Annotated in this window: 15 protein-coding genes and 1 pseudogene; 11 read left to right on the top strand and 5 right to left on the bottom strand. The window is 42.8% G+C overall.

The genetic code is table 11. The features are described from left to right. The first annotated feature begins 224 nt into the window (after nt 1–224). The 5 genes from holA (at nt 225) to KUA50_RS06910 (ending at nt 7,025) form a co-directional block, all read left to right on the top strand. Nucleotides 225–1,253, top strand: a complete 1,029-nt coding sequence (gene holA, locus KUA50_RS06930; protein ID WP_218457746.1) for a DNA polymerase III subunit delta — start codon at nt 225–227, stop codon at nt 1,251–1,253. Nucleotides 1,254–2,488: 1,235 nt separating this feature from the next. Then, nucleotides 2,489–3,037: a helix-turn-helix domain-containing protein gene (locus KUA50_RS06925; RefSeq protein ID WP_218458231.1), complete on the top strand. Its 549-nt coding sequence runs from the start codon at nt 2,489–2,491 to the stop codon at nt 3,035–3,037. Between the two features lie 503 nt (nt 3,038–3,540). After that, nucleotides 3,541–4,317, top strand: a complete 777-nt coding sequence (locus KUA50_RS06920) for a dihydroorotate dehydrogenase electron transfer subunit (RefSeq protein ID WP_022111071.1) — start codon at nt 3,541–3,543, stop codon at nt 4,315–4,317. A gap of 60 nt (nt 4,318–4,377) precedes the next feature. Continuing rightward, complete coding sequence (locus KUA50_RS06915; protein WP_118116371.1) at nt 4,378–5,286, top strand: dihydroorotate dehydrogenase; 909 nt, start codon at nt 4,378–4,380, stop codon at nt 5,284–5,286. Nucleotides 5,287–5,360: 74 nt separating this feature from the next. Further along, on the top strand, nt 5,361–7,025 hold the full coding sequence (locus tag KUA50_RS06910) for a formate--tetrahydrofolate ligase (RefSeq protein ID WP_022111073.1): 1,665 nt from the start codon (nt 5,361–5,363) through the stop codon (nt 7,023–7,025). A gap of 237 nt (nt 7,026–7,262) precedes the next feature. Here KUA50_RS06910 and KUA50_RS06905 read toward each other — a convergent pair whose 3' ends face one another. After that, nucleotides 7,263–7,913, bottom strand: a complete 651-nt coding sequence (locus KUA50_RS06905) for an epoxyqueuosine reductase QueH (protein WP_218458232.1) — start codon at nt 7,911–7,913, stop codon at nt 7,263–7,265. A 496-nt stretch (nt 7,914–8,409) separates the two neighbouring features. Here KUA50_RS06905 and KUA50_RS06900 point away from each other — a divergent pair, with 496 nt between their 5' ends. Continuing rightward, nucleotides 8,410–9,117 (top strand): SIMPL domain-containing protein, encoded by a 708-nt coding sequence (locus tag KUA50_RS06900; protein WP_218458233.1) that lies wholly within the window; start codon nt 8,410–8,412, stop codon nt 9,115–9,117. 103 nt (nt 9,118–9,220) lie between these two features. Here KUA50_RS06900 and KUA50_RS06895 read toward each other — a convergent pair whose 3' ends face one another. Together KUA50_RS06895 and ald are read right to left on the bottom strand one after the other, a co-directional pair. Next, nucleotides 9,221–10,660 (bottom strand): transposase, encoded by a 1,440-nt coding sequence (locus KUA50_RS06895; RefSeq protein WP_413777421.1) that lies wholly within the window; start codon nt 10,658–10,660, stop codon nt 9,221–9,223. Between the two features lie 181 nt (nt 10,661–10,841). Continuing rightward, nucleotides 10,842–11,948 (bottom strand): alanine dehydrogenase, encoded by a 1,107-nt coding sequence (gene ald / locus KUA50_RS06890; protein WP_118116362.1) that lies wholly within the window; start codon nt 11,946–11,948, stop codon nt 10,842–10,844. 302 nt (nt 11,949–12,250) lie between these two features. Between ald and trxA the strand changes: the two genes are divergently transcribed. The 5 genes and pseudogenes from trxA (at nt 12,251) to KUA50_RS06865 (ending at nt 18,020) form a co-directional block, all read left to right on the top strand. Further along, a complete protein-coding gene (gene trxA, locus KUA50_RS06885; RefSeq protein ID WP_218458240.1) occupies nt 12,251–12,742 on the top strand; it encodes a thioredoxin in 492 nt (163 codons plus the stop codon). A gap of 1,326 nt (nt 12,743–14,068) precedes the next feature. Then, nucleotides 14,069–14,635 (top strand): annotated as a pseudogene (locus KUA50_RS06880) (TonB-dependent receptor domain-containing protein); the annotation flags it as partial. Continuing rightward, nucleotides 14,635–15,582 carry an HmuY family protein gene (locus tag KUA50_RS06875; protein ID WP_218456708.1) on the top strand — a complete coding sequence of 316 codons (948 nt, stop codon included), beginning with the start codon at nt 14,635–14,637 and terminating at the stop codon, nt 15,580–15,582. The pseudogene KUA50_RS06880 and the gene KUA50_RS06875, both read left to right, overlap by 1 nt. A 194-nt stretch (nt 15,583–15,776) precedes the next feature. Further along, nucleotides 15,777–17,084, top strand: coding sequence for a phosphopyruvate hydratase (gene eno / locus KUA50_RS06870; RefSeq protein ID WP_218456707.1), 1,308 nt, complete (start codon nt 15,777–15,779; stop codon nt 17,082–17,084). Nucleotides 17,085–17,273: 189 nt separating this feature from the next. Continuing rightward, entirely contained in the window at nt 17,274–18,020 is a 747-nt protein-coding gene (locus KUA50_RS06865) for a ZIP family metal transporter (protein ID WP_218456706.1), read from the top strand. Between the two features lie 217 nt (nt 18,021–18,237). On the opposite strand, the gene KUA50_RS06860 is transcribed toward KUA50_RS06865, so the two are convergent. Both KUA50_RS06860 and KUA50_RS06855 read right to left on the bottom strand, forming a co-directional pair. After that, nucleotides 18,238–20,427, bottom strand: coding sequence for a glutamine synthetase III (locus tag KUA50_RS06860; protein WP_118116350.1), 2,190 nt, complete (start codon nt 20,425–20,427; stop codon nt 18,238–18,240). A 55-nt stretch (nt 20,428–20,482) separates the two neighbouring features. Then, entirely contained in the window at nt 20,483–21,715 is a 1,233-nt protein-coding gene (locus KUA50_RS06855; protein WP_218456705.1) for an LL-diaminopimelate aminotransferase, read from the bottom strand. Between the last annotated feature and the right edge of the window lie 98 nt (nt 21,716–21,813).

Raw genomic sequence — 21,813 nt, 5'->3', positions numbered from 1 at the left:
TCTTTTTGAGGAAATGCTCCTTATACCTTATTATATATATAGAAAAGAATTCCTATACCTTATTATATATATATATATCTTATTATGTATAAAGGAAAGATTTCCTATACCTTATTATATATAGTTTCAAAATTATTTTGTACCTTTGTATGCAATTAATAATAGCTTATGCTTTGCTCCGCAATCTGCGAAAAAGGCATTGCAAAGATACAAAAAATATCGGAATGGCAGAAAAAAAACAAGCAAATAGTTACGAGTCGATCATGAAAGATCTTAAGGCTCAAATCTATTTTCCCGTCTATATCCTGATGGGAGATGAGTCTTTTTATATAGATAAACTGTGTGATTATATCACAGAAAATGTGCTTCAGCCGGAAGAAAAAGACTTCAATCAAGTGATTCTTTTTGGAGCGGACACGACAGCTTCGCAAGTTGTTGATCAGTGCAAAGGGTATCCTATGATGGCTGAGCATCGGGTGGTGATTTTGAAAGAAGCTCAAAATTTGAAGAATTTTGATGCAATCGAGAAGTACTTCGAAAATCCTGTAAAATCAACCATCTTTGTGATGAGCTACAAAAACGGAAGTATTGATCGAAGAAAAAAGTTGGTTCCGCGCGCCGAACAGATTGGTGTGGTCTTTGAAGGAAAAAAACTCAAAGACTATCAATTGCCTGGTTTTATAGAAACTTATATGAAACAGCAGAAGGCAACCATTGAACCGAAGGCCACCCAGATGGTGGCTGATCACATCGGTGCTGATTTGCATCGACTGACTTCTGAACTCGACAAGCTTCTGATTTCTCTTCCTGAGAATGATAGGAGAGTGACTCCGGAACAGGTGGAAAAGGTGATTGGTGTGAGCAAGGATTTTAATGCCTTCGAATTGAGAAATGCGATTGTAAACCGTGATGTTTTCAAAGCAAATCAAATTATCAACTATTTTGACAGCAATCCGAAGAGTGGTTCGCTCTTTGCTTTACTCCCGATGCTCTTTTCTTATTTCCAAAATCTGATGCTGGCTTATTATGCACCCAATAAACAGGATGAAAAAGCGCTTTCATTATTCCTGGATTTGAAGTCAACTTGGGCTGTGCGTGATTATATCACAGGAATGAGAAACTATAATGGAGTGAAGGTAATGCAGATTATCGATAAATTTAGAGAGGTGGATGCAAAGAGTAAAGGTATCAGCAATCCGAATACTTCGGCTGGTGAACTCATGAAAGAATTGATTTTCTTTATTCTCCACTAATGATGTGGAAGCTCTCAAATTCTTCATTTTTGAGGAGGTCTTTCTGAGAAATAAGTCTGCTCCTGAACCATGTTTTCTGAGCTGAGTTTTCTGTTTATGAAGGGTGGGGGAATGTTTTTCCCTCGTTTTCTGACAGCATATTGAAGAGGTGATCCGATAAGGAATCACCTCTTTTTTGTTTCTTTTCACCCAGATCCTGGTAGGGTGGGATGAGGGGTTTTTTACTTGTTTATCTCAAGACCATTAAGCCTGTCTCTTTCCTAATTGTCGAGAGAGAGGGCTTGAAAAATGTAAATTTGGGAAGTTTTAGTCTGTTTATGGGGATTTTATAGGCTTGAAAATGGTTTCAAAGGAGGATTTTTGCCTATATTTTACTTATTTTTGCACTTTTCTGAGCTATATTCTTGCTTTATCTTGAAGGGGTATTTCTTGCGTAAATAGCAGAAAATCAGTATGTTACGTATCTTTTCTTAATTTTAGATGGTTCAAAACTCTCGAATTTAAGAGTAGATTCGGACTCGTCTGCGAGAACGAGAAAAACAGAAAAATAGAGCATTTTAGATTTTCTAAAATTTAGCGTTAACATTTAGTAAGGTTTATAATTTAAAAGTTTAGCTATTTAAATATGTAAACCGAAATGGAATTTAAAATTTAAAATCATAAATCTTGAAAACTTAATATGATTTTTATTTATTCATATTTATAAATATAAATATAAATAGAGTGTTTAATATTCTAAAGTGTATAAATATACGTAGATATTATTGCGTTTGCAAGTAACTGAAAACCAGTATTTTAACTTTTTTAGTTAGAAATAAAAAGGGTGAAATTCATTGCTTGAATCTTAAACTTTGCATAAACCGCATAAAACTACGATATTATTAGGTTCTAAACATGGATAACCCAGTAGATTATATAGATTTATTAAACTAATTCTTTGTAAAATAGATAAAATTATAAATGTAGATTTATAAATATAAACCATAAAACCGACTTTTATAGATTACTTTTATAAATATAAATATTGAAATCTAAAGTTTAAAAATGCAAATAATCTTTAGATTTTTCTTTTATTCCAAAAAAAAGTTTTATCTTTGTAAAGTCTAAGAAAAGAGGGCTTTTTTAGCCCTATGAGTCCCATTGTTCCGAAATAGCATATCTCACAGATGGCTTTTGGGGGCTTCTGGTGGGACTTCAGAAAACTTAATAAATGTAAATTTCTACAAGTTAAAGATATGAAAGATAGAATCAGACTTATCATGGAAGATCAGCATCTCACCCAGAAGAGTTTCTCGCAGCTTACGGGAATTGGTGAGGCTTCGCTGAGCAGTATTTTTAATGATCGTACAAAACCGACGCTCAATCACATAGACGCCATTCACAAAAAGTTTCCTCAGGTAAGACTCGAATGGTTGCTCTATGGAACTCCTCCTATGTATATAGAAAATGAGAATCAGAATGATGCTTCCTCTACTCCATCTTCAAGTTCGCCAGATTCTTCTCCTGCCATCGGTGGACTGGCTTTTGACTTTGGTGACGATGCATCTCAGTCTGCCGCTGAAGCTTCTTCTCGTGCTTCATCAGCCAATGAGTCTTCAGCAGCCTCTTCACAGATGCATCAAGGCTCGCTTTTTGATCAGCCTAATATGCCCGGTGTAAATCGTACACCAAAAAATCAGCCTCATGAGAACGTGAAATATATTGACAAGCCTCAGCGAAAAATTACCGAAATTCGTATCTTCTATGATGATCAGACCTGGGAGACATTTGTTCCCAAAAAGTAGTCGCAATGTCGTTTTGAATTGAAGGCAAAATAATGTCGAAATCATAGTCTCTATATCGGTTGTATAGACGCCGACAATGGTATGATTAAAATCTGGCTTAGATCAGAAATGACGTTTGAATCATTGTCAGAATTGTACCCTGATGGGGGCTGAATGAAATATCAGATGATGGTCAGAATGACGTCTTGACGATGGCTTGTATTTCCGTGAAGAGGCATTCATGATGTCCTTCATCATTCTTCAGAATTGAATATTTCGTTCTTTTAAAAAAGATGCAGAATCATTCCTCAGGGTGTGATTCTGCATCTTTTTCCTCTATAAAAATAAAATATGTGTATTTTCTTTTGTATTGTCGAAAAATTGCATTACCTTTGCATCATGCTTCTGATTTTTGCCCGGTAACCTCATCCGGGACGATGGAAAATCATGCTGGGCAGTAAGTAAATCATATAGGCTGAATGCAGCCAAAAGTAGTCGAACAAGAAACATATTAAATCGTAGTGATGAAAAAGTACATTATAGATCTTAAAGTAGTTTCAGTGGAATCATTGAGTGACAAGCATGTTTTGATTAAGCTTACCGATGATAAGCCACTTCCTGAAATGTGTCCTGGACAATTTGTAGAAGTCAAGGTGGAGCATGAACCTAATACCATGTTGCGCCGACCTATCTCCATCAATTTTGTAGATCGTGACAGAAATGAACTTTGGTTGCTCGTTGCCATGATTGGTAATGGTACTCGTCAGTTGGGTAATCTCCAGGCTGGCGATTATCTCAACTGTGTGCTTCCTTTGGGCAATGGATTTTCCATGCCTGCAGAAGCCGGACAGAAATTCCTTCTTGTGGGTGGTGGTGTTGGTGTGGCTCCTTTGCTCTATTTCGGAAAATGCATCAAGGATATGGGGGCTGAACCTATCTTCCTCCTCGGTGCAAGAAAGGCAACTGATCTGCTCGAACTTGATGAATTTGCTAAAATCGGAAGAGTATGTATTACTACCGAGGATGGCAGTGCTGGCGAACAGGGATTTGTAACCAACCATTCTGTTTTGCAGCATGAGAGCTTCGATATGATTTCTTCCTGTGGTCCTAAGCCGATGATGGTGAGCGTGGCTAAGTATGCGCAGAAGGCCAACGTGGAGTGCGAGGTTTCACTGGAGAACATGATGGCCTGCGGTCTGGGCGCTTGTCTCTGCTGTGTGGAGAAAACTACCAAGGGAAATCTTTGCGTCTGCAAGGAAGGACCGGTTTTCAATACTAAGAAACTTCTTTGGAATTTGTAAATTAAATCAACCGAGCGTTTGAAGAAAATCAGAACGCAAATGTAATATATTATTATTGTTATGGCATCATTAAATGTAAATATACATAATCTGAAGTTGAAGAACCCGGTAATGACAGCTTCCGGCACATTCGGATATGGTCTGGAATTTGCCGATTTCGTACCATTGGAAGAAATCGGTGGTATTATCGTGAAAGGTACTACTTTGGAATCGCGTGAGGGTAATGATTATCCTCGTATGGCTGAAACTCCACAGGGCATGCTCAATTGTGTGGGACTGCAGAACAAAGGTGTGGATTATTTCTGCAAAAACATCTATCCGCAGATTAAGGACATTGACACAAATATGATTGTCAATGTTTCGGGGCATTCTCCTGAGAGTTATGCTGCCTGTGCTGCTCGTATCAATGAACTGGATAAGATTCCTGCTATTGAACTCAACATCTCTTGTCCTAATGTGAAGGATGGGGGAATGGCTTTCGGAGTGACTTGCGAGGGGGCTTCCAGCGTGGTGAAGGCTGTGCGTCAGGTTTATCATAAGACCCTCATCGTAAAGCTCTCGCCTAATGTTACCAATATTGCTGATATCGCAAGAGCTTGTGAGGCTGAGGGTGCAGATTCTGTTTCTCTCATCAATACACTGATGGGAATGGCGGTAGATATTGAAAAGCGACAGCCACTGTTGAGCATCCGTACGGGTGGACTGAGCGGACCATGTGTCAAGCCTGTGGCTCTGCGTATGGTTTATGATGTGGCTCATGCTGTGAAAATTCCTGTAGTGGGACTGGGAGGAATCTCTACTGCCAAGGATGCTATTGAATTCCTGATGTGTGGAGCTACTGCCATCGAAATCGGTACGGCTAACTTCGTTGACCCAGCTGTGACCAAGAAGGTGAAAGACGGAATCAATGACTGGCTCGACCAGCATGGTTGTACTTCGGTACATGAAATCATTGGCGCCATCAAGTAATCGAATGTTGGCTAAACTCGTGCCATCAGGCAATCAGAACTTTCTAACATATAATATAACTTTTTATAAAGATAATGTTATCGGATATTGAAATTGCAAAATCAGTAAAGTTGCGTCCTATCAACGACGTGGCAGCTGAACTGGGTCTTCATGAGGACCAAATCGAAAATTATGGTAGATATATTGCTAAGGTGACTACCGGGGCTATTGACAAAGAGAAGTTTGCCGGTCATCATCTTATCCTTGTTACTGCTATCAGTCCAACCAAGGCAGGCAATGGTAAGACTACGGTGAGCGTGGGTCTGGCACTTGGTATGCAGAAGATTGGCAAGAATGCTGTGGTGGCTCTCAGAGAACCTTCGCTGGGTCCTTGTTTTGGTATGAAGGGTGGAGCTGCTGGCGGTGGCTATGCTCAGGTGCTTCCTATGGATAAAATCAATCTCCATTTTACAGGCGATTTCCATGCTATTACTGAAGCCAACAATATGATTGCTGCCCTTCTCGACAACTACCGTTATCAGCACGAGGCTGAAGGATTCAAGCTCAAGAAGATTCTCTGGCGCCGCGTGATGGATGTAAATGATCGTGGTTTGCGCCGCATCATCACCGGTCTTGGCGATAAGAATGGCATTGAGACAGAAACAGGCTTTGATATTACTCCTGCTTCTGAGATTATGGCCATCATGTGTTTTGCCACAAGTATCGATGATCTCCGCCGCCGCATCGACAATATCCTGCTTGGTATTACTGAGGACGACAAGCCTTTCACAGTGAAAGATATGGGAGTAGGTGGTAGTATCGTGGCATTGTTGCTGGATGCGTTGAAGCCAAATCTCGTACAGACTACTGAGGGAACACCTGCTTTCGTACACTGTGGTCCTTTTGCCAATATTGCCCACGGATGTAATTCTGTAATGGCTACAGCCGCTGCTCTTGAATACGGCGACTATGCTATTACTGAGGCTGGATTCGGTGCAGATCTGGGTGCAGAGAAGTTCTATGATATCAAATGCCGTAAAACAGGATTGCAGCCAGACTTGACTGTGCTGGTCGTTACTCTTCAGGCGCTGAAGATGCATGGTGGAGTGGCTCTGGAAGATATCAAGGAACCAAATATCGCTGGTATGGAGAATGGTTACTGGAATCTTGATAAGCATGTCAGAAACTTGCAGAGTTTCGGTCAGACAGTTGTCATTGCCTTCAATAAGTTTGCTACTGATACAGACGAGGAGATTGAGGTGCTTCGTAAGCATTGTGAAGAAATGGGTTGCGGTTTTGCCGTCAACAGTGCCTTTGCTGAAGGTGGAAAGGGAGCTGTGGAATTGGCGGAATTGGTAGTGAAGACTATTGATGAGCGTCCTTCTTCGCCTCTTTATCTGGCTTATGGTGACGATGAGTCTGTGGAGAAGAAAATAGAGTCTGTAGCTTTTAATCTTTATGGAGCAGGTAGTGTAACTTTGAGCGATTCTGCCAAGGCTATGATAGATGAAATCAAGAAGTTGGGTGCAGAGAAATTTCCAGTTTGTATCGCTAAGACACAGTATAGCTTCTCTACTGATGCGAAGGCCTATGGTCCTACAGATGGCTTTGAATTGCATGTACGCGATATTACAGTTAATATGGGTGCTGAGATGATTGTTGTCATTGCAGGTCCTATCATGCGTATGCCTGGTTTGCCAAAGAGTCCTCAGGCAGAACGTATTGATGTTGTTAATGGTGAAATTACCGGCTTGTCTTAATCAGCCGGAATTTCTCTTAAGAAATCGTTTTCTCAAGAAGAAACTTAAAAAAGGTCTTTTCTCTCAAGAATAGGCTTCTTGTGAAACAAGTTGAACATGATTTTTTGTGCAGAAGAACTTTACTAAAAAAATCTTGAAAACATAACTATAATAAAAATGCCCAGTTTCTAAAACCGGGCATTTTTATTATAGTTATGTTTTTCCTTTCCTTCGCTTCTTTCCTCCCTTTCTCCTTTTTTATTCTTTCTCTCGATGATCCGTTTCTTTGTTCATTGCGTTGGAGGAAGCAAGGCTGAATTCGCAACCACAATAAAGCTGATTATAGAAATCGTTGATATGGAGGAGTTCGTTGCGTCTCATCTGCAGTCCTCCTTTTCGCCAGTTTTGTTCCCACCATTCCACTTCAGGGCAGTCTTCTACGGCAAAGTGTCCAGCCATATCTATCTGTTTGATATTTTTCCAGCGCGATGAAGCCAGAGTTGTTGTCAGTAGGTGTATTCCGTGCGTTTGAGCGTAGGCAGCTGCTCTTTTTAGGCGAAATTGAAAGCATACGGAGCATCTTGAACCGCGTTCTGGTTCATTTTCAAGTCCTGTGACGGCTTTTCTCCATTCGTCATGGTTGTATTCGTCTTCAATGTACGGAACTCCCTGTTGGGCAAGAAAACGGATGATTTCCTGCTTGCGGGTTTCATATTCTTCAAGCGGGTAGATATTGCTATTGGAAAAAAAAACAGTTGGTTTCATACCATTGCGCAACATACATTCTACAATGGCAGATGAACATGGGGCGCAACAGGCGTGCAGCAAAACTTCATGCCCTTCTGCTTTGCTTCCATCTGGAAGTAAAAGCTTTACATATTTATATTGTTCTTCTGGAAGTATCTTCATCTTAATTATTCTGTTTTATAAATGGAGTTTATTGATTTCCTCGATAGTTTTCTTATCTATCCCTCAATGGATTTTCGTTCTCTCCATCCATTGATTTCCTTTCAAATCGCTCCGTTGTTTCCATTATGGAATTTAAATGAAATGTTTATATTTATTATTTGTAGTTTGACATATAGTCTTATATAAACAAAAAACAAATGGGGTACAGTCTCTCGACACCCCCCATTTGCCCAAATATATGCGAAAACTATTGCAAAGATACTGCTTTTTTCTAACTTCTTATTTTTTAGAACTGTTTTTTTTTGTAAGATGCTGATATTTAACTAATTATTAACAGAATTATTGGCTGAATATTAATGATTGTTAACCGGTTCGCGTTAATCTGTCTTAAATATTATCCCAATCTATCGAACGTATAGTTTTTTTTATTAAATTCGCAGAAAAAACTAACAACATGAAAAAATGATTCACAACTAAACTATATGGAGGAATGATTATGAATATCAGCACAGGCATCAAGCAAGCGGCAATTTTAGCTATAGGCATCATTGCACTTGGATATTGTATCAAGTCAGGTTTGGAAGGCTTGGCGGGTAAGGATCGGAAGGTTGTGGTAAAGGGCTTGTCGGAAAAGGAAGTGGAGGCCGACAAGGTGACATGGCCTATCCTCTCGAAGGAAATAGGTAATGATTTGCCTAATCTTTATCAGACTATCAATCATACGACAAGTACCATCCGACAGTTCTTGCTCGCAAATGGAGTGAAGGAGAGCGAAATCAATGTGAATGCTCCGGTGGTCATCGATCTTAATGCTGAGCGCTATGGGGATAATCGTCAGCCTTATCGCTATAATATTACTTCCATCATCACAGTCACTTCCAACAATGTGAAACTCATCAGGAGCCTTATTGCCCGGCAGGGAGAATTGCTCCAGAAAGGTATCGCCATTGTGGATGGAGGATACGATAATCCTGTAAAGTACGAATATGTGGCCTTTCGCAAGATGAAACCAAAAATGATGGAGGAGGCGATAGCAAATGCTGAGCAAACCGCAGAGCAGTTTGCTAAAAACAGTAAGAGCAAGATAGACAAGATTATGAATGCGGATCAGGGGCAGTTCTCTATTGAAGACCGTGATTCCAATACTCCTTATATTAAAAAGGTAAGAGTAGTAACTACTGTTACTTATTCATTGAAGGATTAATGCTTTGGCGGATTATCTAAAATAAAGACTCATCGCAGGGAATCAATTTTTCCCCAACGATGAGTCTTTTATTTTTAACTGAAGTTTCGCAAGTGAATAAATATCAACTTGCTTGTTTATAAATATACATATTACGTAGCGTATGGGCAACAGGATTACTTTCGATGAAATCTGCCAGCAACTCTGTAGCATCTATAGAGTAACGCTCTGCTGCTTCCAGAACGAAGTCCAAAATGATAGCCCATATCTTGTCCGTTACGGACAACTCGAGAGTGTCATTGGTAACCTCTGTAAAGAGACCACCGATGGTTTCATACGCTTCAAATCTCTTCACTGTACACAAGATGTTATACTGCATCATTGTCAAAGTGAAGCTAGCAATTTGAGCGGCAAAATGTACAGACTGGCATTTACCAAAGTTCAGCAAGGTCTTGCAATCCTTGTATGCAACTTCGGTAGCCCATCGTCTGGCATAAATACGATACGCTTCAAGGAAGCTAAGAGAAAGGTCTGTGGTCAACAACCCATTCCAGTTTCCCTTGCGTCCTCGTTTGCAAAAGAACAAACGGACTGGCACACCATCCAACTTAACGTCCATTGTACAATAGGTACAGCGAAGTATTTTGTTGTGTTTGCATGCCTTCTCCTTTTGCAGGTGCTTGATGATTTGCTTGGCATTCATCTTGCCATGCTTCGTTGCATAGTTGGTTTTGCCCAGTTTAATCATGCCCAACAGGTGACACTTGATATGTCTGCTGGAAATGAAACGCACAAGCTTAGTGTTTGTAAACCAGCTATCTACGAGCAAGTAATCAAAGCGAACACCTCGCTTGATGGCATACTTGACCATATCTATGGCCTTGTCTGTCTTCTTCATCAGATATTCATCCACACGATCTTTTACCGCTTGCCCTTCGTGGTCCTCGGTATAGCGAGCTTTGCGTTGCTTAGCAGTAAGTCCCTGAACCTTTTGCTTGTCCTTTCCCTCCTCACCATGAAGAGAAAAATCGAGAAAGAGCTGGCTAACGCCATCGGACAACATCATGGTCAGACACTTATAACCAAGGATGCTCTTTTGATGAACATGAGACCAGATTCTTCCTATGAGTTCGGTCGTCATACCAGTCTTAGGTGCATCAGTATCATCAATAATCAAACAAACCGGCTTGTCATGATGAACAGTTGTGCTGCTTGATATCTTCTTTATCAGCTGAAGATTCATTGCATATAGTAACTTGCGCCACTTGACGTTGCCATCATTCATAAAACGATAGAACATGTCTTTATCACAATTGAACAATTTACTCAAGGACGAGTTGGAGTATCGACTCGCATTCTTGACTACGAAGAACGGGAAGAGCATGAGGAGGTTGAGTACCTGCAAAGTGGTGAACTTGCAGTTCTCTTTCTTCTCTACTCCAATCTGGCTGGAGCGTATATTTATATGTTCCATCACACCCATAATGCACTTAATTGCACGATTATCGTCATTTTTTGCGAAAAAGCTTCGCAGATCTGAAATAATTTTTGTATATTTGCTCACGGCTTTGAAGTTTTATCTTTATTGTTTAGCGATTATAAAGATACTCATTTTCTGTGAGTTATACAAACTTCAGAGCCTTTTTTATTCCAAAATTACGTTAAATCACGCTTGTGAATTTTCACTTGCGAAACTTTAGTTTTTAATATGCAAGCAGAAAATGATTTTTTCTGTTGTGGAGGGATTATAGAGCTATTTCTTCGTACTCCAATCCGAAAACATCGGCTATTGCCTTGAAGACAATCTTCCCATTTACGATGTTCAGTCCCCGATACAGAGCCTTGTTGTCTTTGCAAGCCTGTTTCCATCCCTTGTCGGCAAGAGCTATGGCGTACTTCAACGTGGCATTGGTCAAAGCTGTAGTAGAAGTATGAGGTACGGCTCCAGGAATGTTGGCTACGGCGTAATGTACGATGCCATCTATTATGTAGATAGGATCGGAATGGGTGGTAGGATGGGATGTTTCGAAGCAACCACCTTGGTCAATAGCTACATCCACAAGTACGGTGCCAGGTTCCATCAATTTCAACATGTCCTTCGTGATAAGATGAGGGGCTTTATCACCTGGAACAAGTACGCTGCCCACCACAAGATCAACATCAGGCAATGCCTTTCGAATATTGTGCTCATTGGAGTAGAGTGTATGTACATTGATAGGTAGTTCCATCTCCAGTTGGCGAAGACGAGGCAGACTGATATCTGTAATCCATACGTCAGCTCCCAGTCCGGCAGCCATTCTTGCAGCAGCCTCTCCTACGGTTCCGCCGCCCAGTATCAGAACTTTAGTACGGTTTACTCCAGGCACTCCGCTTATGAGTTTGCCTTTTCCTCCCTTGTTTTTCTGGAGGTAGTATGCGCCATTGATGGTGGCCATTCTTCCAGCTACTTCGCTCATCGGAATGAGCAGAGGCAGATGATGGTCATCAGTTTCCACGGTTTCATAGGCAAGACATACGGCACCGCTCTTGATCATAGCGTCGGTAAGAGCTCTGTCGCAGGCGAAATGGAAGTAGGTAAATACCAGCTGGTCTTTGTGGATGAGGGGATATTCCTCAGCGATTGGTTCCTTTACCTTGACTATCATTTCTGCTTCTCGGTAAACACTCTGAATGTCGGGAAGGATTTTTGCTCCAACCTTTATATACTCTTCATCAGCAAAACCGCTGTTTTCGCCAGCAGTGTGTTGTACTACTACTTCATGACCATGAAGAATGAACTCAGCTACTCCAGCAGGGGTCATTCCCACGCGGTTCTCATTATTCTTGATTTCTTTTGGAATACCTATTTTCATGACATTTGGTTTTAAAAGGTTAGACATTATTTTAACGGTCTAAAGATACGGAAAAAAACAATTGGTTGTATGATTTGTAAAGAAGATTTAACATATCTTTCTTGTCTGTTTAGGATTAGAATATAAAAATGATTAAAAAGAGAGAAATCTTTCATTTTTTTGCTTATCTTTGCATAAGATAAGCTGCACTCGGCAATATGAAAACAAGTTTTCATTGCGCTCGTTTGCATTATCTTTGCATAAGAAAAATAGATAGAGTATAATAATAAAGTATAATAGACTTAAACAATAAATTGCTTATGATGAATATTCATACCAGTTTCAAGCAGGCGTTTTTGCTGTTTTTTATAGTTCTTCCTATTTGTTTTGTGGGTTGTACGAAGAAGGCGTCAAATAAGGCGCAGGTGGCACAAAAGGAGAAAACTGTCGCTTTGGGAAAGGTGAATGTGCTCACCGCTTCTGACTTCAAAAAGAAAATCATGGATTACGAGTCTCATCCCGATGAGTGGGTGTTTGCAGGCTCCCGTCCTGCCATCATTGATTTCTATGCCACTTGGTGTGGACCTTGTAAGATGATGGCTCCCATAGTAGAATCTCTTGCCGGGAAATATGCCGGCAAGATAGATTTCTATAAGGTGGATATCGATCAGGAACCCGAGTTGGCTTCCGTCTTCGGCATCCGCAGCATTCCTACCTTCCTCTTCATCCCGCTGAAGGGCAATCCCACCATGCAGATGGGTGCCATGCAGAAGGAAGATTTCGAGGAGATTATCGGGAAAGTGATGAAAAAGTAAAGAGGTCTTAAATATTTACTATACATCACGATTTCGCTCCTGAAAACCTATATATTTGAGCTTAAAAATAAGGGGTTTTAGTGAAAAAATCCGCAGTTTTGAGCTCTTAAGTGAAAGAATAAGCCGAAAAACGCTCCATAAATAGGGATTTCTTATCATAGTATAAATACACAATAATTGTTCCCTCACTAATTTACGTTTTACTGCCAACAGATAATTCTGTCTTCCATAGCAAAGAACTTATAAGTACTTCATAACAAGGCACTTAGCTCTATTCTTTGGATTGGTTCTGATTCACTCTATATGATTTATCAGCATCTAAAATGTTCCGTATTTCATATCTTATGGCAAAGATAATAAATCTTTTATATAATATCGAATTTTATTTTTTTTTTAACGGAAAAGTTATTTTTGAGGCTATTTTTGCGATTTAAGACCCTCGAAAATGGCGAAAAAATGAAGCAGAAATGCAAAAAAAAGTACCCCCAAATGCAGTTTTAGTAAAGAAATACAACAAAATGATAGGCAAGAAATGGATATTGAACATGGATTTTCATAGAATTTGAGAGACAGGAGCATATAAGAATAAGATTTTTCAGGAGAGAAAAGAGGGTTTCAATAATCATATAACACGCTGATAATCAAAGACTTCTAATTACATCTTATGTACTAATACACTTGCTATGAAGAAAACAAAATCCGGTCATTTGGTCAAAGTCATTTTCGGTCAAAATGAAATTTGAATCGGTCAAAATGGTCTATAATATAATATAAATATATATTTATATTATATTATAGGATGACCGAGCGCTCCCGAAAACGATTTTGACCGAACATGACCATGACCAAATGACCGCTTTTCTAAAATTCTGAGTCACAAGCCTTCATTTTCTTCAAAATCAGTCAAAATGCAGCAATTGATTTCCGAAATATCATTGTAAAGCACTATCTGTCAGACACTTACAGACACCCCTAAAAAATCTGTAGCGGAAAAATTTGTTTTCAACTCCAAATTGTTGTACCTTTGCACCAGCAATCGAAAGAAAGCTTCTCTTGTACCGAAAGTCGGTCTTTACAGACGACACATTTGAGGCACGATTGATGTCAGGCGCCGGACATCAATAACGACCAAAAGAAGGACAAGAAACGGGGTTTCTGGGGAATTGAAATATCAACCATCAAAACACACACAAAGTATGATTAACTACAGCATTACCATGCGTTCCGTGAACAGCAACCTCCTTGAAATCAACCAGGCTAAATCACGTATCAACCAGGCAAAACGAGAGGGTAAGAACCACCGACCAGGCCGACCTCAACCTTGTGAAGACCGAGGGCGTATGGCGCATCTACGACATGCAGTATAACTTTGAATACACCAACCTCGCCAAGCAGAACCTCATCGGACTGGAGACCATCATGCGCTGGCACTTCCTCAACCACTTCACGATGAATGCCACCTACAGCTACGTGAACGTGAGCAAGACGGATGGCATCCAGGTGAACACCACTTCGCCTCATGCAGCTACGGCGAGCCTCGACTATAAGTACAACAAGAAGAACTACCGACTGGGCGCCACCTTCTCGGCAAGCTACATGGGTGAGAAGAAGTTTGATGTGCAGGACCGACTCTCTGTAAACGGTGAGAGCCACGATGCCTACTTCCGCTGCCAGTTGCCTCAGTATGTATTGTGCAACCTGTCAGTGATTCAGACCTTCTGTAATAAGGTGAAGGTGACGGTGGGTGTGGATAACATCTTTAACTATGTGCCAAAGACCCTGGGTTCGGGCATCACCATGTTTAACGTGCCAGCCACGGCAGGAGCCAAGGCGCATGTGCAGGTGGAAGTGTTGGTAGATGAATTGGTAAAAGCATTTAGAAAGAAAAAATAATGAAGAAAGCATTGCTATATATAATAGGTATGGCAGCCGCAATGACGAGCTGCGTATCTTATGAGGCTGAGGACTTCACAGGTCATACCTTGCCCCGAAAAACAGGTTATAGCACGGGTGTTACCAACGACTGGCTCTATTTCGACCTGAAGACGGGACATCGCTATAATGTGCTGAATCCTAACCAGAGTGTCATCGCCTTTATTGATGGCAAGCCAATAGAGGAGTATTTCCATTACAACGGCACTACAAAATTGGTAAAGTATTGGAGCGAAGGTGTGCAGAAGAACATCTTCGAGGATGCAGAGCGTGATGCAAACGGCGATACCATCTTTACCAAGAATCAAGCTACAGGCAAGTTAACCTATAAGACGGTGAAGTGCCAGGCAAGCAGCATTATGGTGATGGAGAACATGGAGGATGACCCCAATACGATGGCTTATTCTGCTACGGAGTGGGACCTTGCCTTTGATGGTTACCAGCTGCGAACCAACAGTGGAACAAGCGGCATAGGCAAGGGCGGTGCTGCCGACCTGGGCTATGGCGAATATGACAAGTGGACGAGCAAGGCGCAGGTGGATGCTTATCTGGCTGAACACAACATGACTTTCGCCGTGGATGATTCAGCAAGCGTCTATGTCACCATGTCGCAGAACGACTGGAACAAGTATTGCATCGCCAACAAACTGGATATGAAAGAGAACCCTTGGTTCGACCCGAACAACGGACCTGCCAAGCAGTTGGTAAGCGGCAATCCGGTGCTCGAAAAGGCAATGACCTTCTCTGGTCCACCTCCAGTATATACTCCTTCTTTCCATACCTACGTAATCCGTTCGTGGGATGGCGAGAGATATTACAAGCTCCAGATTATCTCCTGGTATGATGCCAATGTGCAGATAGGTGATGAGGGAGGAAGAATCAGTTATTACTTAGACGAACTGAAATAATTCAACTGTTCATGATAGGGCAGATGTCTCTTCTTCTTACCTATAAATAGGTATTTTCGGGCGAATACCTACTTTTTATGGTGCCCAAAATTTGGTGGTTTGCCAGATAATACTTAAATTTGCACTCAGAAATCAGATCTGAAATAAGATCAGAAATAAGAAATGTTTAATGTAATTAAAAGTATTATAGTATTATGATTATCGAAAATGTTCATGCAAGAGAAATCTTGGATTCTCGTGGCAATCCTACAGTAGAGGTTGAAGTTTCATTGAAGTCAGGTGTCGTAGGTCGTGCATCGGTTCCTTCTGGTGCATCAACTGGCGAGAACGAGGCTTTGGAACTTCGTGATGGCGACAAGAACCGCTATGGCGGCAAGGGTGTCTTGAAGGCAGTTGAAAACGTGAATCAGGTAATTGCTCCTGCTTTGGTTGGCTTCTCTGCCTTGGAGCAGCGTGCCATCGATTATAAGATGTTGGAACTCGACGGCACCAAGACCAAGTCTAATTTGGGTGCCAATGCCATCCTCGGTGTTTCTCTGGCTGTGGCTCATGCTGCTGCTGAGTATCTCCACATCCCATTGTATCGCTACATTGGCGGTTGCAATACTTACACCCTTCCTGTTCCTATGATGAACATCATCAATGGTGGTGCTCACTCTGATGCGTCTATCGCCTTCCAGGAGTTCATGATCCGTCCTGTGGGTGCTCCTTCCGAGAAGGAGGCTATCCGTATGGGTGCAGAGGTGTTCCATGCCTTGGCTAAGCTCCTGAAGAGCCGCGGTCTTTCTACTGCCGTTGGTGATGAGGGCGGTTTCGCTCCTGCACTCGATGGTATAGAGGATGCGCTCGACAGTATCTGCCAGGCTATCAAGGATGCCGGTTATGAGCCAGGTAAGGACGTGAAGATTGCCATGGACTGTGCTGCCAGCGAGTTTGCCGTTCAGGAGAATGGTGAGTGGTTCTACGATTACCGCCAGTTGAAGGATGGCAAGAAGAAGGATCCTAATGGTAAGAAACTGACTGCTGCCGAGCAGATCAAGTTCCTGGAGGAGCTGATTACCAAATATCCTATCGATTCTATCGAGGATGGTCTTGATGAGAACGATTGGGACAACTGGGTGAAGTTGACCGCTGCCATCGGTGACCGCTGTCAGTTGGTGGGTGACGACCTCTTTGTTACCAACGTGAAGTTCCTTGAAAAGGGTATCAAGATGGGTGCTGCCAACTCTATCCTCATCAAGGTGAACCAGATTGGTTCTCTTACCGAGACTTTGGATGCTATCGAGATGGCTCACCGTCATGGTTATACCACCGTTACTTCCCATCGTTCTGGTGAAACCGAGGATACTACGATTGCTGATATTGCCGTAGCAACTAACTCCGGTCAGATTAAGACGGGTTCTATGAGTCGTACCGACCGTATGGCTAAGTACAACCAGCTTATCCGCATTGAAGAGCAGTTGGGCAATAACGCAGTTTACGGTTATAAGAAGTTGAAATAGGTGCAATTATGCGAAATTGGAGAAAAACCAATTTCACCATGACATACACATTTTATAAAAAATAGAATAGATCAGATACGAAATAGATGGGCATGGATGACCGTGAGGGTTGTCCATGCATTTTTTCTTCTATGATGTGTCTGAATCTTCACATACTTTACTGGATAACTTCGATATATTTTATGGATTATGACAAACGTATTGATTAGTGCTGCCGGACTTTGCGGTGCCACGATTATCGGTGCCATTTTGGGTTTCTTCGTCAAGGAATTGCCCCATAAATGGAACGATGCTGTGTTGGGATATTGTGCCGGAATTATGCTGGCGGCTTCTACGTTGGGACTGATAGTGCCAGCCTTCGAACAGACCAGTCTATGGTGGCTGGTGGTAATCGGTGTGATGGCAGGTGCTCTGTTTCTGAACGTGCTCGATCTGGTTACTCCTCATCTTCATCACATCACCGGACTCGATCCCGAGGAGCATCGCAACAATGCCAGGCTCAGCCATGTGATGCTTTTCGTGATGGCGATAGCCCTGCACAAACTGCCAGAGGGAATGGCGGCAGGTGTGAGCGTCTGTTCTACAGAAGGAGCAACGGAGTGGGGCGTTTCCTTCGGTATCGCCCTGCAGAATATCCCCGAGGGAATGGTCATCATCGCTCCTTTGATGATGGCTGGTGTTTCTGCAGCCCGTACCTTCTTTATCTCCATCTTCATCGCCCTACTCGAAGTGGTAGGCATCCTGTTGGGTTACGGCTTGGGTTCTGCCTCTTCCACCTTCCTCCCCGTGATGCTGGGTTTTGCCGGTGGTGCTATGCTTTATGTAACGAGCGATGAGATGATTCCCGAAACCCATGCCCATGGCTTTCAGAAGCAAGCCACCTACGCTCTTCTCCTGGGCTTCATCACTTTTGTGTTGATGGAGAAATGTGTGTAGTCAGATTCTGATACCGAGGCAGGTAGTATTTCCTAAATACAGAGTGTACTTAGGTGTAGCCTTTTTTGGGAAAAAAAAGCGGAGCGTGATTTCACAACCACACTCCGCGCAAACTTAAACAACCAATAAAAGAAATAGATTGATCGTTCAATTGTTATATCTGATGAAGAGTAGCTCTTTTTAGAGCTTTTTTTATTTCGATTTGAAGATAATGACCTTAGCGGATGAAGAGAAGCTCACGATACTTAGGCAATGTCCAGAGCTCATCGGCTACTGCCAACTCCAACTTGTCAATCTGATAACGGATTTCCTCCATCTTTGGAGCTACCGTGTCATGATAAGCTATCGCCTTATCGTGCTCATTCTCAATCTTGTTGGCCACCTTGCGGGCATTTACCAACTCCTCAACACCGGTCTCGATAATCTGAGTGCGCTCGGCAATCTTCTTGATGATATTGATGTTGCGGGCAGTCAACTTCTTGCCTTCCTCGTCACCGAAGATGTCAATCATGTTCTCCACATTCTTAGCCAACTGACTCTGATAGTGAGTAGCCACTGGGATGATGTGGTTCATGCTCAAGTCGCCCATTACACGAGCCTCAATCTGAATCTTCTTGGTGTAGGTCTCCCATTTCACCTCGTTACGGGCTTCCAGCTCGTTCTTCTTCATGACACCCATGTCCTCGAACATCTTGATAGATGCAGGGTCGAGATAACGCTCGAAAATCTTTGGACAGCTCTTCTCGCAGTCCAGACCACGCTTGGCAGCTTCCTCTACCCACTCATCTGAGTAACCGTTGCCGTCGAAACGGATAGGCTTGCAGGTCTTCAAATCCTGACGAACGATATCGATGATGGCAGAAGTCTTGTCCTCACCCTTGGCAATCAACTCATCCACACGCTTCTTGAAGTCGGTCAAAGCCTCGGCTACGGCGGTGTTCAATACAATCATTGCTGATGCACAGTTAGCCTCAGAACCTACAGCACGGAACTCGAAACGGTTGCCGGTGAAGGCGAATGGTGATGTACGGTTACGGTCGGTGTTATCAATCATCAACTCAGGAATCTCAGGGATATCCAACTTCATGCCCTGCTTGCCAGCCACGGTGAAGAGATCCTTCTTGTCGGCTTTCTCAATGTGCTCGAGAAGGTCGGTCAACTGCTTGCCGAGGAATGAAGAGATGATTGCTGGAGGTGCCTCGTTGGCGCCCAGACGATGAGCATTGGTAGCGCTCATGATAGAAGCCTTGAGCAAACCATTATGCTTATATACACCCATCAAAGTCTCTGTGATGAAGACTACGAAGCGGAGGTTGTCCTCTGGTGTCTTGCCTGGACCATGGAGCAGGATGCCGGTATCTGTAGCCAGACTCCAGTTGTTGTGCTTACCAGAACCGTTGATGCCTGCGAATGGCTTCTCATGGAGAAGTACGCGGAAACCGTGATGGCGAGCTACCTTCTTCATCAAGCTCATCAAGAGCATGTTGTGGTCAACGGCAAGGTTGGTCTCCTCGAAGATAGGTGCCAACTCAAACTGGTTTGGTGCCACCTCGTTATGACGGGTCTTGCAAGGAATACCGAGCTCAAGAGCCTGGATTTCCAAATCCTTCATGAATGCCTGAACACGCTCTGGGATGGCGCCGAAGTAGTGGTCGTCCATCTGCTGGTTCTTTGCAGAATCGTGACCCATCAGGGTGCGACCTGTCAGCATCAGGTCAGGACGTGCAGCATACAAGCTTTCATCTACCAGGAAGTACTCCTGCTCCCAACCGAGATTGGAAATAACTTTCTTGACATCAGGGTTGAAGTAGTGGCAAACCTCTGTTGCTGCTACGTTTACAGCGTGCAATGAACGGAGCAATGGAGCTTTATAGTCGAGAGCCTCACCTGTGTAAGAGATGAAGACGGTAGGGATACAGAGTGTATCGTCGATGATGAATACAGGCGATGTAGGATCCCATGCTGAATAACCGCGAGCCTCAAAAGTAGAGCGGATACCGCCAGATGGGAAAGATGATGCATCAGGTTCCTGCTGAACGAGCAACTTACCTGAAAATTCCTCGATCATACCACCCTTGCCATCGTGCTCGATGAAGGCATCGTGCTTCTCGGCAGTACCTTCTGTCAATGGCTGGAACCAGTGGGTGTAGTGGGTTACGCCATTCTCGTCAGCCCACTGCTTGATGCCTTTGGCTACGGCGTTGGCGATGTTACGGTCGAGACGAGCTCCGTTGTCGATGACATCTACCAGTTTCTCATAGACATCTGCAGGGAGATACTTGTACATCTTCTGTCGGTTGAATACCTTCTTTCCGAAGAATTCACTTGGTCGCTCGCTAGGAGCGGTTACCTCAACAGGCTTTCTCTTGGAAGCCTCTGAAACAGCTTCAAATCTTAAGTTGCTCATACCTTATATATTTTAAAATTTTTGATATTCAATGTTTAATAATCTGTTGGAATGTTTATTTTCCCAGCCACTTGGCAATTCTCTCCATGGCTTCCTTGCAGTCCTCATGCTCGCCGAAGGCGGTGAGACGGATGTAGCCTTCGCCTGAAGGACCGAAACCTACACCTGGTGTGCAGACTACGCTGGCACCATAAAGCATCTCTTCGAAGAATTTCCAGCTAGGTGTGTTGTTTGGCGTCTTCACCCAGAGATAAGGTGCATTCTCGCCGCCATATACTCTCAAGCCGAGTTTCTGGAGTTCGGCTCTCATGAAGTGGGCATTCTCCATATAGTAATTGATGGTTGCCTTCACCTGTTCCTTACCCTCAGGGGTGTAGATGGCTTCGGCAGCACGCTGGCTGATATAGCTTGTACCATTAAACTTGGTGCACTGGCGGCGGTCCCAGATAGGATTCAATGCCACTTCCTCACCTGCCAATGTCTTTGCCTTCAACTCTTTAGGAACGATGGTGTAACCACAACGCACACCGGTGAATCCGGCAGTCTTCGAATAACTGTGGAATTCTATCGCTACCTTTCTGGCCCCACGAATCTCGTAGATAGAATGAGGAATTGATGGGTCGGTGATATATGCCTCGTAGGCTGCATCATAGAGGATGATGCTCTCGTTCTTGATAGCATAGTTTACCCATTTTCTGAGTTCTTCTTTCGAGATGACCGTACCCGTAGGGTTGTTTGGATAACAGAGATAAATCATGTCCACACGGTGGTCTGGAATCTGAGGGATGAAATCATCGCTCTCATCGCAAGGCATGTAGGTTACGTTACTCCACTTGCCATTCTCGAAGACTCCGGCTCTACCTATCATCACGTTAGAGTCTATATAAACCGGATAAATCGGGTCGGTAACGCCGATGTTGTTATCCCATCTCAAAATCTCCTGGATATTTCCTGTATCACTCTTGGCTCCATCGTTTACGAATACCTCGTTGGCGTCAAGATGAATGCCACGTGGCAGGAAGTCGTTCTTGATGATAGCCTCTCGGAGGAAATCATAACCTCTTTCCGGTCCATAACCTCTGAAAGAAGCCTGTACTGCCATCTCATCCACCGCCTTGTGCATTGCCTTGATGACGGCAGGGCAGAGAGGTTGGGTTACGTCACCGATACCTAAGCTGATAACTTGCTGCTTAGGGTGAGCAATCTTGTAGGCTTTCACCTTCTTTGCGATGTCGGCAAAAAGATAATTGCTTGCCAACTTCAGGAAATGTTCATTTACTAATGCCATATTGTTGTTCTCCTTTTATTGCGATCTTTAAGAATTGTCTTTTCAGATATTTCTCTTAGACCATTATTATTTAAGTTTGCGTTCTTTTTATTTTAATG

The organism is Segatella hominis (assembly GCF_019249725.2).
Lineage (GTDB): Bacteria > Bacteroidota > Bacteroidia > Bacteroidales > Bacteroidaceae > Prevotella.
This window is presented reverse-complemented; position numbering and strand designations above follow the sequence as displayed.

What these genes read in the sequence shown, in the direction of transcription:
- KUA50_RS06915 (WP_118116371.1), top strand. Translation starts at nt 4,378, where the DNA reads ATGGCATCATTAAATGTAAATATACATAATCTGAAGTTGAAGAACCCG.
- KUA50_RS06920 (WP_022111071.1), top strand. Translation starts at nt 3,541, where the DNA reads ATGAAAAAGTACATTATAGATCTTAAAGTAGTTTCAGTGGAATCATTG.
- KUA50_RS06905 (WP_218458232.1), bottom strand. Translation starts at nt 7,913, where the DNA reads ATGAAGATACTTCCAGAAGAACAATATAAATATGTAAAGCTTTTACTT.
- trxA (WP_218458240.1), top strand. Translation starts at nt 12,251, where the DNA reads ATGAATATTCATACCAGTTTCAAGCAGGCGTTTTTGCTGTTTTTTATA.
- eno (WP_218456707.1), top strand. Translation starts at nt 15,777, where the DNA reads ATGATTATCGAAAATGTTCATGCAAGAGAAATCTTGGATTCTCGTGGC.
- KUA50_RS06910 (WP_022111073.1), top strand. Translation starts at nt 5,361, where the DNA reads ATGTTATCGGATATTGAAATTGCAAAATCAGTAAAGTTGCGTCCTATC.
- KUA50_RS06875 (WP_218456708.1), top strand. Translation starts at nt 14,635, where the DNA reads ATGAAGAAAGCATTGCTATATATAATAGGTATGGCAGCCGCAATGACG.
- KUA50_RS06860 (WP_118116350.1), bottom strand. Translation starts at nt 20,427, where the DNA reads ATGAGCAACTTAAGATTTGAAGCTGTTTCAGAGGCTTCCAAGAGAAAG.
- ald (WP_118116362.1), bottom strand. Translation starts at nt 11,948, where the DNA reads ATGAAAATAGGTATTCCAAAAGAAATCAAGAATAATGAGAACCGCGTG.
- KUA50_RS06865 (WP_218456706.1), top strand. Translation starts at nt 17,274, where the DNA reads ATGACAAACGTATTGATTAGTGCTGCCGGACTTTGCGGTGCCACGATT.
- holA (WP_218457746.1), top strand. Translation starts at nt 225, where the DNA reads ATGGCAGAAAAAAAACAAGCAAATAGTTACGAGTCGATCATGAAAGAT.
- KUA50_RS06900 (WP_218458233.1), top strand. Translation starts at nt 8,410, where the DNA reads ATGAATATCAGCACAGGCATCAAGCAAGCGGCAATTTTAGCTATAGGC.
- KUA50_RS06855 (WP_218456705.1), bottom strand. Translation starts at nt 21,715, where the DNA reads ATGGCATTAGTAAATGAACATTTCCTGAAGTTGGCAAGCAATTATCTT.
- KUA50_RS06925 (WP_218458231.1), top strand. Translation starts at nt 2,489, where the DNA reads ATGAAAGATAGAATCAGACTTATCATGGAAGATCAGCATCTCACCCAG.